This is a genomic window from Escherichia sp. WS1451, assembly GCF_046487365.1.
GTDB classification, from domain to species: domain Bacteria; phylum Pseudomonadota; class Gammaproteobacteria; order Enterobacterales; family Enterobacteriaceae; genus Escherichia; species Escherichia coli.
In genome coordinates, this window is sequence record NZ_JBJQJP010000022.1 from 23,908 (window position 1) to 43,121 (window position 19,214).

Genomic DNA, 19,214 nt, shown 5'->3' on the forward strand with positions numbered 1-19,214 from the left:
AGAAAGTCCTGTCTCAATAATTATTGCGCAAAGGGATTTTTCGTTTCGTATGACGTGTTATAAAGCGCGTCGGAAATCAAATACTGGTAAATATCATCAACAATTTCGATGCCTTCGACGGCGGCTTTGCGTTGTTTAATATCCTGATCCTGTCCGGGATAATAAACCTGATTAAAACCGGGCGCGGGGGTAATGGCATTTAATTCGCGCATGGTCTGGCTAAGATGTTGACGGAATAATTCGCTGGAGGAGAAAAAGCTCGGATTAATAACGATATGTAATTGCCCCAAATTACGCCCGGCGTGTAAATCGTCATACATCGAACTAACCTGTCGCCCGAACGGTAAGCCGAGTAAGACGCCTGAGAGGACGTCAATCATCATCATCAGGCCATACCCTTTCGGCCCAGCTGCGGGGAGCAGAGCATGTACCGCGAACGGATCGGTTGTTGGCGCACCGTTTTTATCGACCGCCCAGGTATCGGGTATAGACATATTGCGCGAGCGGGCGTCGAGCACTTTTCCCCATGCCTGTACGGTCGTCGCCATATCAAAGGTAAGGATCTCGTCGCCTTCTCCCGGCGCGGCAAAGGCCAGTGGGTTAGTACCGTAGTAAATTTCCGCGCCGCCAAACGGCACCACCATTGGATCGGACTGGCACATTGAAATACCAATCAATCCGGCGTGGGCTGCCTGCTGCACAAAATAAGAGATTGCGCCGCTGTGACCCATCCGGTTGATACCGACCACCGCAACGCCATTTTGCTGGGCGGTTTTGATGGCATGTTCCATACCCATTTTCGCCGCGACCTGTCCGGCGGCATTGTCGGCATGTAAAATTGCCGAGCACGGTCCGGTTTCTTCAAGACGAAACTCTGGTTCGCGGTTGGTGCCGCCTTTTGAAATACGTTCGGCGTAGTATTCCACGCGCACCGCGCCATGAGAGTGGATCCCTCTGGCATCGGCGTAAACCAATACTTCAGCCACGGTTGCAGCGTGCTCACGTTTTAACCCAGCCAGGCAGAGTTTATTCTCGATTAGCTGGTGGAGTGTTTCCCGACTGATTTTCATCTGTCTTCCTTTTTAACGACGGTGTGAAGCATGACTGCAATTAACATACAGGGAAAATATCTGGATTATGTGATCCAGACAGGCAAAAAAATATAGTTAGAATTTATTTGATAATCCGCTCGCTTTTAACCTGGTTTTTAAAACAACCACGCTTATTAAAAAATAACGCGTAATAACCTGGCGGTTATTTGAATTCTTTTGTTAATAATCCCTGTGTGATATTCATCACCTTATTTACTCGTTGTCATCGATACCGTAATCGCCACATTAACACTGCTCGTGCAATTGCCATGGGTGCAATTTTTAAGGAGTTGTTATGATCCACGCCTTTATTAAAAAAGGGTGTTTTCAGGATTCGGTCAGTTTAATGATTATTTCACGAAAACTCAGCGAATCAGAAAATGTTGATGATGTTTCCGTAATGATGGGTACGCCCGCCAATAAAGCGTTATTAGATACCACAGGTTTCTGGCATGACGATTTTAATAACGCCACGCCGAACGATATTTGCGTGGCAATTCGTAGCGAAGCGGCGGATGCGGGGATCGCGCAGGCGATTATGCAACAGCTTGAAGAGGCGCTAAAACAACTGGCGCAGGGTTCAGGCAGCAGCCAGGCGTTGACGCAGGTGCGTCGCTGGGACAGTGCCTGTCAGAAATTACCCGATGCCAATCTGGCGCTGATTTCAGTGGCTGGTGAGTATGCGGCGGAGCTGGCGAACCAGGCGCTGGATCGCAACCTCAACGTGATGATGTTCTCCGATAACGTCACGCTGGAAGATGAAATCCAACTTAAAACCCGCGCGCGGGGAAAAGGCTTGCTGGTGATGGGGCCAGACTGCGGTACATCGATGATTGCCGCCACGCCGCTGGCTTTTGCTAACGTGATGCCGGAAGGCAACATTGGCGTCATTGGCGCTTCCGGTACCGGGATTCAGGAGCTGTGCTCACAGATTGCGCTGGCAGGGGAGGGAATTACTCATGCGATTGGCCTTGGCGGGCGTGACCTCAGCCGTGAAGTTGGCGGCATCAGTGCGCTGACGGCGCTGGAAATGCTCAGTGCAGACGAGAAAAGCGAAGTGCTGGCATTTGTTTCAAAACCACCTGCCGAAGCTGTGCGTCTGAAAATTGTTAATGCCATGAAAGCAACTGGCAAACCGACGGTGGCGCTGTTTTTAGGTTATACCCCGGCGGTGGCCCGCGACGAGAATGTCTGGTTTGCCTCCTCGCTGGATGAGGCCGCACGCCTGGCTTGTCTGCTTTCACGCGTCACTGCGCGACGTAACGCGATAGCGCCTGTCAGCAGCGGATTTATTTGCGGTTTGTATACCGGCGGTACGCTGGCTGCTGAAGCGGCGGGATTACTTGCCGGACACCTTGGCGTGGAAGCCGACGATACCCATCAACATGGCATGATGCTGGACGCCGACGGACATCAGATCCTCGACCTGGGCGATGATTTTTACACCGTCGGGCGTCCCCATCCGATGATCGACCCGACCTTACGCAACCTGTTAATTGCCGATCTCGGCGCTAAACCGCAAGTGCGCGTGTTGCTGCTTGATGTCGTGATTGGCTTCGGTGCGACCGCCGATCCTGCCGCCTCGCTGGTGAGCGCCTGGCAAAAAGCCTGTGCCGCGCGTTCAGACAATCAACCACTGTATGCCATTGCCACGGTGACAGGCACTGAACGTGACCCGCAATGCCGCGCGCAGCAAATCGCCACGCTGGAAGATGCGGGGATCGCGGTAGTGAGTTCGCTACCGGAAGCCACCTTGCTGGCGGCGGCGTTAATTCATCCGCTCTCGCCTGCCACACAGCAACACACACCGTCATTACTGGAAAACGTCGCCGTGATTAACATCGGATTACGCAGCTTTGCGCTGGAGCTACAAAGCGCCAGCAAACCGGTTGTGCATTACCAATGGTCGCCAGTCGCCGGCGGCAATAAAAAACTGGCTCGTTTATTAGAACGTTTGCAATAAGGGGTTCCCATGTTTACATCAGTGGCGCAAGCCAATGCTGCGGTTATCGAACAAATTCGTCGCGCTCGTCCACACTGGCTGGATGTGCAACCGGCTTCTTCACTTATCAGCGAACTAAACGAGGGCAAAACACTGCTTCACGCCGGGCCGCCAATGCGCTGGCAGGAGATGACCGGACCCATGAAAGGGGCGTGCGTGGGCGCATGTCTGTTCGAAGGCTGGGCGAAAGATGAAGCGCAGGCGCTGGCGATGCTGGAGCAGGGGGAAGTGAACTTCATTCCTTGTCACCATGTAAATGCCGTCGGGCCAATGGGTGGCATTACTTCTGCCAGTATGCCGATGCTGGTGGTCGAGAACGTGACCGACGGCAACCGGGCCTACTGCAACCTCAACGAAGGTATCGGCAAAGTGATGCGTTTTGGCGCTTACGGCGAAGATGTCCTGACTCGCCATCGCTGGATGCGCGATGTGTTAATGCCAGTATTAAGCGCGGCGCTGGGGCGCATGGAGCGCGGTATCGATCTCACCGCGATGATGGCGCAGGGCATTACCATGGGCGATGAGTTCCATCAGCGCAACATTGCTTCCTCTGCACTGTTAATGCGTGCGCTGGCCCCACAAATTGCTCGCCTCGATCATGATAAACAGCACATCGCGGAAGTGATGGATTTCCTCAGCGTGACCGATCAGTTCTTCCTCAACCTCGCGATGGCTTACTGCAAGGCGGCGATGGATGCAGGCGCGATGATCCGCGCAGGCAGCATCGTCACGGCTATGACCCGCAACGGCAATATGTTCGGGATTCGGGTAAGTGGGCTGGGCGAGCGCTGGTTTACTGCGCCTGTAAACACTCCCCAAGGTCTGTTTTTCACCGGCTTCTCGCAGGAGCAGGCGAACCCGGATATGGGCGATAGCGCGATTACCGAAACCTTTGGTATCGGAGGTGCGGCAATGATCGCAGCGCCTGGCGTAACGCGCTTTGTCGGTGCGGGTGGCATGGAAGCGGCCAGAGCGGTATCTGAAGAGATGGCGGAAATCTTCCTTGAGCGCAATATGCAGTTGCAGATCCCTGGCTGGGATTTCCAGGGCGCGTGTCTGGGGCTGGATATTCGTCGCGTGGTAGAAACCGGCATTACGCCACTCATCAATACGGGTATCGCCCATAAAGAGGCGGGGATCGGGCAGATTGGCGCAGGCACTGTGCGTGCACCGTTGGCCTGCTTTGAACAGGCGCTGGAAGCACTGGCTGAAAGCATGGGGATTGGTTGAGGAACGCGCAATGACGATCATCCATCCTCTGCTTGCCAGTAGTAGCGCACCGAATTATCGCCAGTCCTGGCGGTTAGCGGGAGTGTGGCGGCGGGCGATTAACCTGATGACGGAAAGCGGCGAACTGTTAACGCTGCATCGTCAGGGTAGTGGTTTCGGCCCCGGAGGATGGGTGCTTCGCCGCGCGCAATTCGATGCGTTATGCGGTGGATTATGCGGCAATGAACGACCACAGGTTGTGGCTCAAGGGATTCGCCTCGGGCGTTTCACGGTTAAACAGCCACAGCGTTATTGTTTGCTACGTATTACGCCGCCTGCGCATCCTCAACCGCTTGCGGCTGCATGGATGCAACGCGCGGAGGAAACCGGGCTTTTCGGGCCGCTGGCGTTGGCGGCAAGCGATCCGCTGCCTGCTGAATTACGCCAGTTTCGTCACTGTTTTCAGGCCGCGCTCAATGGCGTTAAGACCGACTGGCGGCACTGGCTGGGTAAAGGCCCCGGATTAACGCCAAGTCATGATGACACGCTGAGCGGAATGCTGCTGGCGGCCTGGTATTATGGCGCTTTAGATGCGCGCTCCGGTCGCCCGTTTTTTGCCTGTTCCGACAATCTTCAACTCGTTACCACAGCGGTGAGCGTCAGTTATTTACGTTATGCCGCGCAAGGATATTTCGCCTCGCCACTCCTGCACTTTGTTCATGCTCTGAGTTGCCCGAAACGTACCGCAGCGGCGATCGATTCGCTGCTGGCGCTGGGGCATACGTCAGGGGCCGATACGCTGCTGGGGTTCTGGCTTGGCCAACAATTATTACAAGGAAAACCATGAAAACACTGGTTGTGGCTCTTGGGGGCAACGCCTTACTCCAGCGCGGTGAGGCGCTGACGGCAGAAAATCAATATCGCAATATTGCCAGTGCTGTACCCGCGCTGGCGCGCCTGGCCCGTTCTTATCGGCTGGCGATTGTTCACGGCAACGGACCGCAGGTGGGACTGCTGGCGTTACAGAATCTGGCGTGGAAAGAGGTAGAACCGTATCCGCTGGATGTGCTGGTGGCGGAAAGCCAGGGGATGATTGGCTATATGCTGGCGCAGAGCTTGAGCGCACAGCCGCAGATGCCGCCTGTCACGACGGTGCTGACGCGCATTGAGGTTTCGCCTGATGATCCGGCGTTTTTACAGCCAGAGAAGTTTATCGGTCCGGTTTATCAGCCAGAAGAACAAGAGGCACTGGAAGCGGCTTACGGCTGGCAGATGAAACGTGATGGTAAATATTTGCGCCGGGTGGTGGCGTCTCCGCAACCGCGTAAAATTCTCGACAGCGAAGCCATCGAGTTGTTGCTCAAAGAGGGGCATGTGGTGATTTGCAGTGGCGGCGGCGGTGTGCCTGTGGCGGAAGACGGGGCAGGGAGTGAAGCGGTGATTGATAAAGATCTCGCCGCTGCGTTGCTCGCCGAGCAGATTAATGCCGATGGACTGGTGATCCTCACCGATGCTGATGCGGTATATGAAAACTGGGGAACGCCGCAGCAACGTGCCATTCGCCATGCCACACCGGATGAGTTAGCGCCATTTGCCAAAGCCGATGGTTCGATGGGGCCGAAGGTAACGGCGGTGAGTGGCTATGTCAGAAGCCGTGGTAAACCCGCGTGGATTGGGGCGTTATCGCGGATTGAAGAGACGCTGGCGGGCGAAGCGGGGACCTGTATTTCGCTGTAGTTGTAGGCATTAGACATTTGTGCCTGATGCGACGCTGATTATCCGACCTGGAAATATCACCACTTCCGCAGGTCGGATAAGGCGTTCACGCCGCATCCGGCAGGAATATGAGTACCAGGTTAACTGAACTTACTCTGCGCCCACATCACGCCGCTGGCATACTCTGGCGGCAGCAGCGGGATTAAGGCTTCCAGCGTCGCGGTCAGACGCGATGTGTCGCTGTCGGTCAAATTCAGATGCCCCACTTTACGCCCCGGACGGACTTCTTTGTCGTACCAGTGCAGATGCACCAGCGGCAGTTTCAGCCAGTCATAATTCACATCGCTACCAATCAGGTTGATCATCACCGACGGACTATTCACTACCGGTTGCGGTAACGGCAGATCGGTAATCGCCCGCAGATGCAGCTCAAACTGGCTGATGCTGGCACCGTTTTGTGTCCAGTGACCGCTGTTATGCACACGCGGAGCCAGTTCGTTGATCAGCAGACCTTGCGGGGTGACAAAACACTCCATCGCCATCACGCCCACATAGCCCAGCTCCTGCATAATCGCCGACAGCATCTCTTCGGCCTGCGCCTGCTGCTGCGCGTTGGCCTGCGGGAAAGCGACGCTGGTGCGCAAAATACCGTCCTGATGCAGGTTATGCGTCAGCGGATAAAACACGGTGCTACCATCAAAGCCGCGCGCGCCAACCAGCGACACTTCACCAGAGAAGTTTATGCCCTGCTCGACAATACATTCGCCGTAGCATTCAGCCGGTAACTGTTCGGTTTCATCGGCGCGTAAACGCCATTGACCGCGTCCGTCATAGCCACCAGTGCGACGCTTAACAATCGCCAGCTCACCTAAACGATCAAACACCGCAGGCCACTCGCTGCGATCGGCAAGTAACTGCCACGGTGCGGTCGGCAGGTGGAGCTTATCGAAAAGCTGCTTCTGAGTCAGACGGTCAGCAATAATCGGGAACACATCGCGGTTCACAAAGGCCGGATGGCGCGCCAGCTCGCGGGTTAATGCGGTTTCCGGCCAGCGTTCGATCTCAGCGGTAATCACACTTTGTTGAAAAGGCACCGCCGCCGGTTCAGCGTCCAGCCCGACTGGCCAGACAGCAATGCCTAACGGTTCGCCTGCCTGACGCAGCATACGGCCTAACTGCCCGTTACCGAGGACGCAAACCTGTTTCATGCCGCACCTCGCGGGTCCGGGTTTTCCAGCACTTCATCAGTTTGTGCTTTGCGCCAGTCATTCAGACGCTGGTGCAGTTCTTTATCATGAGTCGCAAGAATTTGTGCTGCCAGTAACGCCGCGTTTGCCGCGCCAGCTTTACCAATCGCCAGCGTACCCACCGGAATGCCGCGTGGCATTTGCACGATAGAGTAGAGGCTATCGACACCGCTCAGTGCGGCGCTCTGTACTGGCACGCCCAGCACAGGCACCAGCGTTTTGGCGGCAATCATGCCTGGCAGGTGCGCCGCGCCGCCTGCGCCCGCAATAATCACCTGATAACCGTTTTCTTCGGCGCTTTCGGCGAAGCTGAACAGTTTATCGGGGGTGCGGTGAGCAGAAACCACTTCAACGTGGTGCGGGACATTCAGGATTTCGAAGATTTCGGCGGCGAACTGCATGGTAGCCCAGTCGCTTTTGGACCCCATCACGATGGCGACACGCGCCGGATTATTGCGGGAAGACATGCGTCTTAAAACTCCTGTGGTGCACAACTCTCGGCTTTAGAGGGCACAGAGAATAGCACGGAAAGAGAGCAAGGAAAACGGTTGCGTGGCTGTGAAATCAGCAAAGTTGCGGGTATTTAAAACGGAAAATGAATCAGCTCAACGTCATCCGCCGTGACTTTCACCATTGAACCTTCCGTATGCCAGGCACCCAGCACGACGCGAAAAGCAGGTTGCTGATTGGCGATAAGTTCATGTACCGCCGGGCGATGGGTATGTCCGTGGATCAGCCATTGCACCTGATGTTTTTCCATTGCACTGACCACCGCGTTTTGGTTAACGTCCATGATCGCCAGCGATTTACTGCTGTTGGCTTCTTTGCTGTTCGCTCGCATTCGCGCGGCAATGCGTTTGCGCACAAACAACGGCAGGGCGAGGAATAGCGTTTGCAGCCAGGGTTTGTGGACTTTGGCGCGAAAAGCCTGATAACCGGCGTCATCGGTGCACAGCGTGTCGCCATGCATAATCAATACCCGGCGACCATACAGTTCGAGCACCTTTTCTTCCGGCAATAACGTCATGCCGCTTTCACGGGCAAAGCGTTTGCCGAGCAGAAAATCACGGTTGCCATGAATGAAATAACAGGGAACACCGGAATCGGACACCGCTTTGATCGCTGCCGCCATCTGGCGATGGAGTGGGTTGGGATCGTCGTCGCCAATCCACGCTTCAAACAGATCGCCAAGAATATACAGCGCGTCGGCCTTGCGGGCTTCCCCCGCTAAAAAACGCAGAAAACCGGCGGTGATCGCCGGTTCTTCCGCGCAGAGATGAAGATCTGCAATAAAGAGTGTCGCCACGATTACTCGCTAACGGTCACGCTTTCAATGATAACGTCTTCTTTTGGCACGTCCTGGTGCATACCGCTACGACCGGTTGCCACACCTTTGATTTTGTCTACCACGTCCATGCCTTCAACCACTTCAGCAAACACGCAGTAACCCCAACCTTGCAGGCTTTCGCCAGAGAAGTTCAGGAAGTCGTTATCAACCACGTTGATGAAGAACTGTGCAGTTGCAGAGTGCGGTGCCTGAGTACGGGCCATTGCCAGCGTACCACGGGTATTTTTCAGACCGTTATTGGCTTCGTTTTTGATCGGGTCTTTGGTGGTTTTTTGCTTCATGCCAGGTTCAAAACCGCCGCCCTGAATCATAAAGCCGTTGATTACACGGTGGAAAATGGTGTTGTTGTAAAAACCTTCGCGGCAGTAGTCCAGGAAGTTTTTAACTGTTTCAGGTGCTTTATCGTCAAAAGTTTTGATGACAATATCGCCGTGATTGGTGTGGAAAGTAACCATTTTTGCATCCTGTTCCGTTTGATTGGTGCTTCAACCCGGTTCGGGTCATATATAGGGTGGTGTTATAGCATAACCGCACGATCGGATCATCACGCAATGTATGCTGATTCGCGCGGGAAATATGGGTATTATACGCAACTCAATTACCCACACATGTCTAAACGGAATCTTCGATGCTAAAAATCTTCAATACTCTGACACGCCAAAAAGAGGAATTTAAGCCTATTCACGCCGGGGAAGTCGGCATGTACGTGTGTGGAATCACCGTTTACGATCTCTGTCATATCGGTCACGGGCGTACCTTTGTTGCCTTTGACGTGGTCGCGCGCTATCTGCGTTTCCTCGGCTATAAGCTGAAGTATGTGCGCAACATTACTGATATCGACGACAAAATCATCAAACGCGCCAATGAAAATGGCGAAAGCTTTGTGGCGCTGGTGGATCGCATGATCGCCGAAATGCACAAAGATTTTGATGCGTTGAACATTTTGCGCCCGGATATGGAGCCGCGCGCGACGCACCATATCGCAGAAATTATTGAACTCACTGAACAACTGATCGCCAAAGGTCACGCTTATGTGGCGGACAACGGCGACGTGATGTTCGACGTCCCGACCGATCCGACCTATGGCGTGCTGTCGCGTCAGGATCTCGACCAGCTGCAGGCAGGCGCGCGCGTTGACGTGGTCGATGACAAACGCAACCCGATGGACTTCGTTCTGTGGAAGATGTCGAAAGAGGGCGAGCCGAGCTGGCCGTCTCCGTGGGGCGCGGGCCGTCCAGGCTGGCACATTGAATGTTCGGCAATGAACTGCAAGCAGCTGGGTAACCACTTTGATATCCACGGCGGCGGTTCAGACCTGATGTTCCCGCACCACGAGAACGAAATCGCTCAGTCCACCTGTGCGCATGATGGCCAGTATGTGAACTACTGGATGCACTCCGGGATGGTGATGGTTGACCGCGAGAAGATGTCCAAATCGCTGGGTAACTTCTTCACCGTGCGTGACGTGCTGAAATACTACGATGCCGAAACCGTGCGTTACTTCCTGATGTCGGGCCACTATCGCAGCCAGCTGAACTACAGCGAAGAGAACCTGAAGCAGGCGCGTGCGGCGCTGGAGCGTCTCTACACTGCGCTGCGCGGTACGGATAAATCTGTTGCCCCTGCGGGTGGCGAAGCATTTGAAGCGCGCTTTATTGAAGCGATGGACGACGATTTCAACACCCCGGAAGCCTATTCCGTGCTGTTTGATATGGCCCGTGAAGTGAACCGTCTGAAAGCAGAAAATATGGCAGCGGCGAACGCAATGGCATCTCACCTGCGCAAACTCTCTGCCGTACTGGGCCTGCTGGAGCAAGAACCGGAAGCGTTCCTGCAAAGCGGCGCGCAGGCAGACGACAGCGAAGTGGCAGAGATTGAAGCGTTAATTCAACAGCGTCTGGATGCCCGCAAAGCGAAAGACTGGGCGGCGGCAGATGCGGCGCGTGACCGTCTTAACGAGATGGGGATCGTGCTGGAAGATGGCCCGCAAGGGACCACCTGGCGTCGTAAGTAATTGCGCTGTTGCCGGATGCGAGTTTTCGCATCCGGTTATCGTCTGCGCCACCACAACATTTCCATCAGTAGCATCCCCGGCAACCACACCCACATCAATTCAGAAATAATCACCTGATGCCCGTACGCTGTGGTGTAACGAGACAATGCAAACGGCGCGACTTTAATCACCTGCCAGGGAGCGAAAAAGCGTTCATCTGACCACGGCCACAGCCAGCCAACGCCCTTACCGCCAGTGGTTACTGAATCCAGCAAGCTGTGCGATAGCAACGAGACGGTTAAAAACAGCCAGCAGCGAATCAGCCCAGCCCTGAACCATCGACGCCCAATCAGCACACATAACAGCGGGACAACAAACGCAAACACCAGCGAATGGGTAAACCCGCGATGACCAAAAACATTGCCGTAAGCAAAGCCAAATTTAAACGACAATACGTCGGCATCAGGCAGCATCGCCAGGACGATTCCGGCAAATAACAGGCGCGGAAGGATGACTTTCGAACCCAACCCTAAACCAATGCAAAGGGGAACGGCGGCGTGCGTAATAACGGTTGGCATGATGGTCGCTTCGGCAAAATGTCGATGCTATCAGCATGGATGAACGGGGCGTAGAGGGCAACAGTCTGAAAAGAGAACCGGCCTGTTGTTACAGGCCGGGAAAGGGATCAGGCAACAACCTGTACGCTGTGACCTGCAAAACTCACTGTCTGCCCGGCGACGATTTTGCAGCGTTTGCGCGTTTCAACCGCACCGTCGACTTTCACCTGGCCTTCGGCAATCGCGATTTTCGCCTGCGCGCCGCTTTCGCTCCAGCCTTCCAGTTTCAGCAAGTCGCACAGCTCAACGTGCGGATGTTTACCTAAAGAAAATGTCGCCATGTTACTCACCCTGTGGATCATGATATTCAACGCACGCCTGTAGCGTGTTTTCAATCAGCGTGGCAACCGTCATCGGGCCAACGCCGCCCGGAACAGGCGTAATGTATGAGGCGCGTTTAGCCGCGTCTTCAAACACGACGTCGCCCACAACTTTGCCATTTTCCAGACGGTTGATGCCGACATCAATCACAATTGCGCCTTCTTTGATCCAGTCACCAGGAATAAAGCCCGGCTTGCCGACGGCAACGATCAGTAGATCGGCATTTTCTACGTGGTGACGCAGATTTTTAGTGAAGCGGTGAGTCACGGTGGTGGTGCAACCTGCCAGTAGCAGTTCCATGCTCATCGGGCGGCCAACGATATTCGATGCGCCAATCACCACGGCGTTGAGGCCGAAGGTATCAATGTTGTAACGCTCAAGCAGCGTGACAATACCGCGCGGGGTGCAGGGACGCAGACGTGGCGCGCGCTGGCACAGGCGACCGACGTTATAAGGATGGAAACCGTCTACGTCTTTGTCCGGGTGTATACGTTCCAGCACTTTGACGTTATCAATACCCGCCGGTAACGGCAGTTGAACCAGAATGCCATCAATGGTGTTGTCGGCATTCAGCGTATCGATAAGCTCCAGCAGCTCCGCTTCGCTGGTGGTTTCCGGGAGGTCATAAGAGCGGGAGACGAACCCGACTTCTTCACAAGCCTTGCGTTTGCTTGCGACATAAATTTGCGATGCAGGGTTACTACCCACCAGCACAACGGCCAGTCCTGGTGCCCGCAGTCCGGCTGCAATACGCGCCTGAACTTTTTGAGCAACTTCAGAGCGCACCTGCTGCGCAATCGTTTTACCGTCAATAATCTTTGCTGCCATCAGAGAGAGGATTCCATCTGTTACGTAGGTCGAAGGGGATGCGCCTATTTTGTCAGAAGCGGGGCGCGCTGTCAGGTTTCGTTTCAGATTTATCGCGTGAAGCGACCTCTTGCGAAGGTGAGGCGCACCGTCGCTGAGATTGAAAGCTTCATTTTTCGTCCATGATGGCGTTGTAAATCTGGAACTGATTTATTTCCTTGTCTAAGGATTAAGATAATTTAAGAAATACCTGACAATATAAAAAGAATTTTCAGCCTGGTAATTTACCGCTTCAGGTCTATATTTGTGTTGAATATATTTTGCGCGGAAATATTCATCTAACGGGGCTCTCTATTTTTTAGAATAGAGTGCATATTTTCAATTAAGACATTCTTAGAGGATAAAAAGGAATTTTACTACTATCAGTGTCTTAAATAAAGTAATCGGTTATATACGGATGTGGAGTCGATAAATGAGATTGAAGGAATATATATGAAATTAAGATTTATTTCGTCTGCGCTGGCCGCCGCACTATTCGCCGCTACGGGTAGTTATGCTGCCGTTGTAGATGGCGGTACAATTCACTTTGAAGGCGAACTGGTGAATGCTGCCTGTTCAGTGAATACTGACTCGGCAGACCAGGTTGTCACACTCGGTCAATATCGTACCGATATTTTCAATGCTGTTGGTAATACCTCTACATTAATTCCATTCACTATACAGTTGAACGACTGCGATCCTGTCGTTGCCGCTAATGCTGCCGTTGCATTTTCTGGTCAGGCGGATGCAATCAATGATAATTTATTGGCCATTGCATCCAGTACTAATACAACAACAGCAACGGGTGTCGGTATTGAAATACTTGATAATACATCCGCAATTCTCAAACCTGATGGGAATAGCTTCTCAACCAACCAGAACTTGATCCCCGGGACCAACGTTCTTCATTTTTCTGCACGTTATAAAGGCACCGGTACAAGTGCATCAGCAGGGCAAGCAAATGCTGACGCGACTTTTATTATGAGATACGAATAATCAAAACCACGTTGTTTTGAATTATATATCACGTCTTATAACAAAGTAATGTACCGGTTGTCTGAAGCGGTATGGTGGCAATGTAAATCGAAATCACGTTCACTTTGTATCATGCCGCTTTATTAAATGAAAAGGGAATGATGTGTGTAAGAAACCAAAGCAATCATTTCTTTATACTCCTTATTTTTGCCGTCAGGAATACACAAGGCGTATTAACTATGATGACTAAAATAAAGTTATTGATGCTCATTATATTTTATTTAATCATTTCGACCAGCGCCCATGCTGCCGGAGGGATCGCATTAGGTGCCACGCGTATTATTTATCCCGCTGATGCTAAACAGACTGCGGTATGGATTAGAAATAGCCATACCAATGAGCGTTTTCTGGTCAATTCATGGATTGAAAACAGCAGCGGTGTAAAAGAAAAGTCATTCATCATTACACCGCCACTGTTTGTTAGTGAACCCAAAAGCGAAAATACTTTGCGTATTATTTACACTGGTCCACCGCTGGCGGCAGATCGTGAGTCTCTGTTCTGGATGAATGTTAAGACGATCCCTTCGGTAGATAAAAATGCATTGAACGGCAGGAATGTTTTGCAACTGGCGATTTTATCGCGCATGAAATTATTTCTCCGTCCAATTCAATTACAAGAATTACCCGCAGAAGCGCCGGACACACTCAAGTTTTCGCGATCCGGTAACTATATCAATGTTCATAATCCATCACCTTTTTATGTCACCCTGGTTAACTTGCAAGTGGGCAGCCAAAAACTGGGGAATGCTATGGCTGCACCCAGAGTTAATTCACAAATTCCCTTACCCTCAGGAGTGCAGGGAAAGCTGAAATTTCAGACCGTTAATGATTATGGTTCAGTAACCCCGGTCAGAGAAGTGAACTTAAACTAACCGAATCATCTGACAATATCAGAGCTAATTATGAAAATACCCACTACTACGGATATTCCGCAGAGGTATACCTGGTGTCTGGCCGGAATTTGTTATTCATCTCTTGCCATTTTACCCTCCTTTTTAAGCTATGCGGAAAGTTATTTCAACCCGGCATTTTTATTAGAGAATGGCACATCCGTTGCTGATTTATCGTGCTTTGAGAGAGGTAATCATCAACCTGCGGGCGTGTATCGGGTGGATCTCTGGCGTAATGATGAGTTCATTGGTTCACAGGATATCGTATTTGAATCGACGACAGTAAATACAGGTGATAAATCAGGTGGGTTAATGCCTTGTTTTAACCAGGCACTCCTTGAACGAATTGGCCTTAATAGCAGTGCATTCCCCGAGTTAGCCCAGCAGCAAAATAATAAATGCATCAATTTACTGAAAGCTGTACCTGATGCCACAATTAACTTTGATTTTGCAGCGATGCGCCTGAACATCACTATTCCTCAGATAGCGTTGTTGAGTAGCGCTCACGGTTACATTCCGCCTGAAGAGTGGGATGAAGGTATTCCTGCTTTACTCCTGAATTATAATTTCACCGGTAACAGAGGTAATGGTAACGATAGCTATTTTTTTAGTGAACTCAGCGGGATTAATGTTGGCCCGTGGCGTTTACGCAACAATGGTTCCTGGAACTATTTTCGCGGAAATGGATATCATTCAGAACAGTGGAATAATATTGGCACCTGGGTACAGCGCGCCATTATTCCGCTGAAAAGTGAACTGGTAATGGGAGACGGTAATACAGGGAGTGATATTTTCGATGGCGTTGGATTTCGAGGTGTACGGCTTTATTCTTCCGATAATATGTATCCTGATAGCCAGCAGGGGTTTGCTCCAACGGTACGTGGGATTGCCCGTACGGCGGCCCAGCTAACGATTCGGCAAAATGGTTTTATTATCTATCAAATCTATGTTTCCCCCGGCGCTTTTGAAATTACAGATTTGCACCCGACATCTTCAAATGGCGATCTGGACGTCACCATCGACGAGCGTGATGGTAATCAGCAGAATTACACGATTCCGTATTCAACAGTGCCAATTTTACAACGCGAAGGGCGTTTCAAATTTGACCTGACGGCGGGCGATTTTCGTAGCGGTAATAGTCAGCAATCGTCGCCTTTCTTTTTTCAGGGCACGGCACTCGGCGGTTTACCACAGGAATTTACTGCCTACGGTGGGACGCAATTATCTGCAAATTACACCGCCTTTTTGTTAGGGCTGGGGCGCAACCTCGGGAACTGGGGCGCAGTGTCGCTGGATGTAACGCATGCGCGCAGTCAGTTAGCCGACGACAGTCGTCATGAGGGGGATTCCATTCGCTTCCTCTATGCGAAATCAATGAACACTTTCGGCACCAATTTTCAGTTAATGGGTTACCGCTATTCGACACAAGGTTTTTATACCCTTGATGATGTTGCGTATCGTCGAATGGAGGGGTACGAATATGATTACGATTATGACGGTGAGCATCGCGATGAACCGATAATCGTGAATTACCACAATTTACGCTTTAGTCGTAAAGACCGTTTGCAGTTAAATATTTCACAATCACTTAATGACTTTGGCTCGCTTTATATTTCTGGTACCCATCAAAAATACTGGAATACTTCGGATTCAGATACCTGGTATCAGGTGGGGTATACCAGCAGCTGGGTTGGCATCAGTTATTCACTCTCATTTTCGTGGAATGAATCTGTAGGGATCCCCGATAACGAACGTATTGTCGGACTTAATGTTTCAGTGCCTTTCAATGTTCTGACCAAACGTCGCTACACCCGGGAAAATGCGCTCGACCGCGCTTATGCCTCCTTTAACGCCAACCGTAACAGCAACGGGCAAAATAGCTGGCTGGCAGGCGTTGGTGGGACCTTACTGGAAGGCCACAACCTGAGTTATCACGTAAGCCAGGGCGATACCTCGAATAATGGGTATACGGGCAGCGCCACGGCAAACTGGCAGGCCGCTTACGGTACGCTGGGGGTCGGGTATAACTACGACCGCGATCAACATGACGTTAACTGGCAGCTGTCTGGCGGTGTGGTCGGGCATGAAAATGGTATAACGCTGAGCCAGCCTTTAGGGGATACCAATGTTTTGATTAAAGCGCCAGGCGCAGGCGGTGTACGCATTGAAAATCAAACTGGAATTTTAACCGACTGGCGCGGCTATGCGGTGATGCCGTATGCCACGGTTTATCGGTATAACCGTATCGCGCTTGATACCAATACGATGGGGAATTCCATCGATGTTGAAAAAAATATTAGCAGCGTTGTGCCGACGCAAGGCGCGTTGGTTCGTGCCAATTTTGATACCCGCATAGGCGTGCGGGCGCTCATTACCGTTACCCAGGGCGGAAAACCGGTGCCGTTTGGATCACTGGTACGGGAAAACAGTACCGGAATAACCAGTATGGTGGGTGATGACGGGCAAGTTTATTTAAGCGGTGCGCCATTGTCTGGTGAATTACTGGTTCAGTGGGGAGACGGCGCGAACTCACGCTGCATTGCGCACTATGTATTGCCGAAGCAAAGCTTACAGCAAGCCGTCACTGTTATTTCGGCAGTTTGCACACATCCTGGCTCATAAAGGAAATTATCAATGAAGATAATCTGCAGATTATTATTGGCGATGGCATGTTTGTGGTTAACAAACATATCCTGGGCTACTGTTTGTGCAAATAGTACTGGCGTAGCAGAAGATGAACACTATGATCTCTCAAATGTCTTTAATAGCACCAATAACCAGCCAGGGCAGATTGTTGTTTTACCGGAAAAATCCGGCTGGGTAGGTGTATCAGCAATTTGTCCACCCGGCACGCTGGTGAATTATACATACCGTAGTTATGTCACCAACTTTATTGTTCAGGAAACTATCGATAATTATAAATATATGCAATTAAATGATTATCTATTAGGTGCGATGAGTCTGGTTGATAGCGTGATGGATATTCAATTCCCTCCGCAAAATTATATTCGTATGGGAACAGATCCTAACGTTTCGCAAAACCTTCCGTTCGGGGTGATGGATTCTCGTTTGATATTTCGTTTAAAGGTTATTCGTCCCTTTATTAACATGGTGGAGATCCCCAGACAGGTGATGTTTACCGTGTATGTGACATCAACGCCTAACGATCCGTTGGTTACACCTGTTTATACCATTAGTTTTGGTGGACGGGTTGAAGTACCGCAAAACTGCGAATTAAATGCCGGGCAAATTGTTGAATTTGATTTTGGTGATATCGGCGCATCGTTATTTAGTGCGGCAGGGCCGGGGAATCGACCAGCTGGTGTCATGCCGCAAACCAAGAGCATTGCGATCAAATGTACGAATGTTGCTGCGCAGGCTTATTTAACAATGCGTCTGGAAGCCAGTGCCGTTTCTGGTCAGGCGATGGTGTCGGACAATCAGGATTTAGGTTTTATTGTGGCCGATCAGAACGATACGCCGATCACGCCTAACGATCTCAATAGCGTTATTCCTTTCCGTCTGGATGCAGCTGCGGCAGCCAATGTCACACTTCGCGCCTGGCCTATCAGTATTACCGGTCAAAAACCGACCGAAGGGCCGTTTAGCGCGCTGGGGTATTTACGCGTCGATTATCAATGAGGTACGGAGAATGAGAAGAGTACTCTTTAGCTGTTTCTGCGGGCTACTGTGGAGTTCCAGTGGATGGGCAGTTGACCCTTTAGGAACGATTAATATCAATTTGCACGGTAACGTTGTTGATTTCTCCTGTACCGTAAACACAGCGGATAAGGATAAGACGGTAGATTTAGGCAGATGGCCTACGACACAATTACTGAGCGCTGGCGATACCACGGCACTCGTCCCTTTTAGCCTGCGGCTGGAGGGATGTCCTCCGGGTTCAGTTGCGATTTTATTTACGGGAACGCCGGCATCTGATGCCAACCTGCTGGCTCTGGATGATCCCGCAATGGCACAAACCGTCGCCATCGAATTACGTAATAGCGATCGCTCCCGGCTCGCACTGGGGGAGGCGAGCTCGACTGAGGAAGTTGATGCAAATGGCAATGTCACACTAAACTTTTTTGCCAATTATCGAGCGTTAGCCAGCGGTGTTCAGCCTGGTGTGGCGAAAGCGGATGCGATATTTATGATCAATTATAATTAATATTATATTAATTCATATAATTTGGCGTAGTCGATAAGCTCTACAATTGAATGCAAACCTAGCTTGCCATAAATATTAGATTTATGTGCACTAACTGTTTTATTGCTAAGTAATAACTTATCGGCAATTTCTTTATTAGATAATCCGCTAACCAGATAACGTAATATGGTTACTTCACGATTAGATAGCACCGTGACCGTTGAACTATTCGTACTGCATTTATTGCTTTTTATATAGTTGAGCGTTTCGCTGGGAAAAAAAGTGTATCCGGAGAGGATCATCTGAACGGCATGAAAAATATCATTCTGATCATTGCATTTACTGACAAAACCGTTAGCACCAGCTTGTATCGCTCTGCCAGCATAAAAGCATTCTGATTTCGATGATAAAAATAATACTTTCACTGTACTCTGAATTTGTTTGATCCTTTTCAGGAAGGTAAAACCGTCTGTACCGGGCAAGTCTATATCCATAATGATTAAATCAACAGGACGGGTTCGGAGATAATCGATGGTTATGCGGTAATCATCCGTTTTCAGGACAATCTGCAATTCACTGTTTTTTTGCAACAGAACTTCAATAGACATTCTGATGATAGGATGAGTATCCATAATGATCACCGACGTTGGTTTCATAGTTACCAGTCTCATTGGATCGGACAATTTTCCGTTAGGGCGGTAAATTGTACTTGATACATGAAAATACGGGTTTTCTTGATTCAGACGCGCAGC

Annotated in this window: 19 protein-coding genes; 10 read left to right on the forward strand and 9 right to left on the reverse strand. The window is 51.0% G+C overall.

Going from position 1 to position 19,214, the window contains the following annotated elements; all coding sequences use genetic code 11:
• Window positions 1–20: 20 nt before the first annotated feature.
• Window positions 21–1,070: an ureidoglycolate dehydrogenase gene (gene allD, locus ACJHX7_RS21445; protein ID WP_000703874.1), complete on the reverse strand. Its 1,050-nt coding sequence runs from the start codon at window positions 1,068–1,070 to the stop codon at window positions 21–23.
• Between the two features lie 316 nt (window positions 1,071–1,386).
• On the opposite strand from allD, the gene ACJHX7_RS21450 reads away from it, so the two are divergent.
• Genes ACJHX7_RS21450 through ACJHX7_RS21465 form a run of 4 tightly spaced genes read left to right on the forward strand, consistent with a single transcriptional unit; the run spans window position 1,387 to window position 6,039 of the window.
• A complete protein-coding gene (locus ACJHX7_RS21450; RefSeq protein WP_000580833.1) occupies window positions 1,387–3,054 on the forward strand; it encodes an acyl-CoA synthetase FdrA in 1,668 nt (555 codons plus the stop codon).
• 9 nt (window positions 3,055–3,063) lie between these two features.
• A complete protein-coding gene (locus tag ACJHX7_RS21455; RefSeq protein ID WP_088170208.1) occupies window positions 3,064–4,323 on the forward strand; it encodes a DUF1116 domain-containing protein in 1,260 nt (419 codons plus the stop codon).
• A gap of 10 nt (window positions 4,324–4,333) precedes the next feature.
• Window positions 4,334–5,149, forward strand: a complete 816-nt coding sequence (locus ACJHX7_RS21460; protein ID WP_001361254.1) for a DUF2877 domain-containing protein — start codon at window positions 4,334–4,336, stop codon at window positions 5,147–5,149.
• Window positions 5,146–6,039 (forward strand): carbamate kinase, encoded by an 894-nt coding sequence (locus ACJHX7_RS21465; RefSeq protein ID WP_000855373.1) that lies wholly within the window; start codon window positions 5,146–5,148, stop codon window positions 6,037–6,039. Before ACJHX7_RS21460 ends, ACJHX7_RS21465 begins: the two co-directional genes overlap by 4 nt.
• Before the next feature lie 119 nt (window positions 6,040–6,158).
• Here ACJHX7_RS21465 and purK read toward each other — a convergent pair whose 3' ends face one another.
• From purK to ppiB, 4 genes are all read right to left on the reverse strand, one after another.
• Window positions 6,159–7,226 (reverse strand): 5-(carboxyamino)imidazole ribonucleotide synthase, encoded by a 1,068-nt coding sequence (gene purK / locus ACJHX7_RS21470; protein ID WP_000815528.1) that lies wholly within the window; start codon window positions 7,224–7,226, stop codon window positions 6,159–6,161.
• Window positions 7,223–7,732 (reverse strand): 5-(carboxyamino)imidazole ribonucleotide mutase, encoded by a 510-nt coding sequence (gene purE, locus ACJHX7_RS21475; protein ID WP_001295318.1) that lies wholly within the window; start codon window positions 7,730–7,732, stop codon window positions 7,223–7,225. Before purE ends, purK begins: the two co-directional genes overlap by 4 nt.
• Before the next feature lie 116 nt (window positions 7,733–7,848).
• Complete coding sequence (lpxH, locus tag ACJHX7_RS21480) at window positions 7,849–8,571, reverse strand: UDP-2,3-diacylglucosamine diphosphatase (RefSeq protein ID WP_000212237.1); 723 nt, start codon at window positions 8,569–8,571, stop codon at window positions 7,849–7,851.
• Between the two features lie 2 nt (window positions 8,572–8,573).
• Window positions 8,574–9,068, reverse strand: coding sequence for a peptidylprolyl isomerase B (ppiB, locus tag ACJHX7_RS21485; protein WP_000256006.1), 495 nt, complete (start codon window positions 9,066–9,068; stop codon window positions 8,574–8,576).
• 173 nt (window positions 9,069–9,241) lie between these two features.
• Here ppiB and cysS point away from each other — a divergent pair, with 173 nt between their 5' ends.
• Window positions 9,242–10,627 carry a cysteine--tRNA ligase gene (gene cysS / locus ACJHX7_RS21490; protein ID WP_094030382.1) on the forward strand — a complete coding sequence of 462 codons (1,386 nt, stop codon included), beginning with the start codon at window positions 9,242–9,244 and terminating at the stop codon, window positions 10,625–10,627.
• A 35-nt stretch (window positions 10,628–10,662) separates the two neighbouring features.
• Here the strand turns inward: cysS and ACJHX7_RS21495 are convergent, their stop codons facing one another.
• From ACJHX7_RS21495 to folD, 3 genes are all read right to left on the reverse strand, one after another.
• Window positions 10,663–11,184 (reverse strand): metal-dependent hydrolase, encoded by a 522-nt coding sequence (locus ACJHX7_RS21495; RefSeq protein WP_094030383.1) that lies wholly within the window; start codon window positions 11,182–11,184, stop codon window positions 10,663–10,665.
• 107 nt (window positions 11,185–11,291) lie between these two features.
• A complete protein-coding gene (ybcJ, locus tag ACJHX7_RS21500; RefSeq protein WP_000190288.1) occupies window positions 11,292–11,504 on the reverse strand; it encodes a ribosome-associated protein YbcJ in 213 nt (70 codons plus the stop codon).
• A 1-nt stretch (window position 11,505) separates the two neighbouring features.
• Window positions 11,506–12,372, reverse strand: coding sequence for a bifunctional methylenetetrahydrofolate dehydrogenase/methenyltetrahydrofolate cyclohydrolase FolD (gene folD, locus ACJHX7_RS21505; protein ID WP_000729161.1), 867 nt, complete (start codon window positions 12,370–12,372; stop codon window positions 11,506–11,508).
• A 471-nt stretch (window positions 12,373–12,843) separates the two neighbouring features.
• Between folD and fimA the strand changes: the two genes are divergently transcribed.
• The 5 genes from fimA (at window position 12,844) to sfmF (ending at window position 18,483) form a co-directional block, all read left to right on the forward strand.
• Complete coding sequence (fimA, locus tag ACJHX7_RS21510; RefSeq protein WP_094030384.1) at window positions 12,844–13,386, forward strand: type 1 fimbrial major subunit FimA; 543 nt, start codon at window positions 12,844–12,846, stop codon at window positions 13,384–13,386.
• Window positions 13,387–13,604: 218 nt separating this feature from the next.
• Window positions 13,605–14,297 (forward strand): type 1 fimbria chaperone FimC, encoded by a 693-nt coding sequence (gene fimC, locus ACJHX7_RS21515; protein WP_000988384.1) that lies wholly within the window; start codon window positions 13,605–13,607, stop codon window positions 14,295–14,297.
• 30 nt (window positions 14,298–14,327) lie between these two features.
• A complete protein-coding gene (locus ACJHX7_RS21520; protein WP_094030385.1) occupies window positions 14,328–16,937 on the forward strand; it encodes a fimbrial biogenesis usher protein in 2,610 nt (869 codons plus the stop codon).
• A 12-nt stretch (window positions 16,938–16,949) separates the two neighbouring features.
• Window positions 16,950–17,957: a type 1 fimbria D-mannose specific adhesin FimH gene (gene fimH, locus ACJHX7_RS21525; protein ID WP_000691076.1), complete on the forward strand. Its 1,008-nt coding sequence runs from the start codon at window positions 16,950–16,952 to the stop codon at window positions 17,955–17,957.
• A gap of 10 nt (window positions 17,958–17,967) precedes the next feature.
• Window positions 17,968–18,483 carry a fimbria assembly protein gene (gene sfmF, locus ACJHX7_RS21530; RefSeq protein ID WP_001255235.1) on the forward strand — a complete coding sequence of 172 codons (516 nt, stop codon included), beginning with the start codon at window positions 17,968–17,970 and terminating at the stop codon, window positions 18,481–18,483.
• 2 nt (window positions 18,484–18,485) lie between these two features.
• Here the strand turns inward: sfmF and fimZ are convergent, their stop codons facing one another.
• The gene (fimZ, locus tag ACJHX7_RS21535) at window positions 18,486–19,118 is read right to left on the reverse strand and encodes a fimbria biosynthesis transcriptional regulator FimZ (RefSeq protein WP_000805428.1); all 633 of its coding nucleotides are present in this window, start codon (window positions 19,116–19,118) and stop codon (window positions 18,486–18,488) included.
• Window positions 19,119–19,214: the final 96 nt, after the last annotated feature.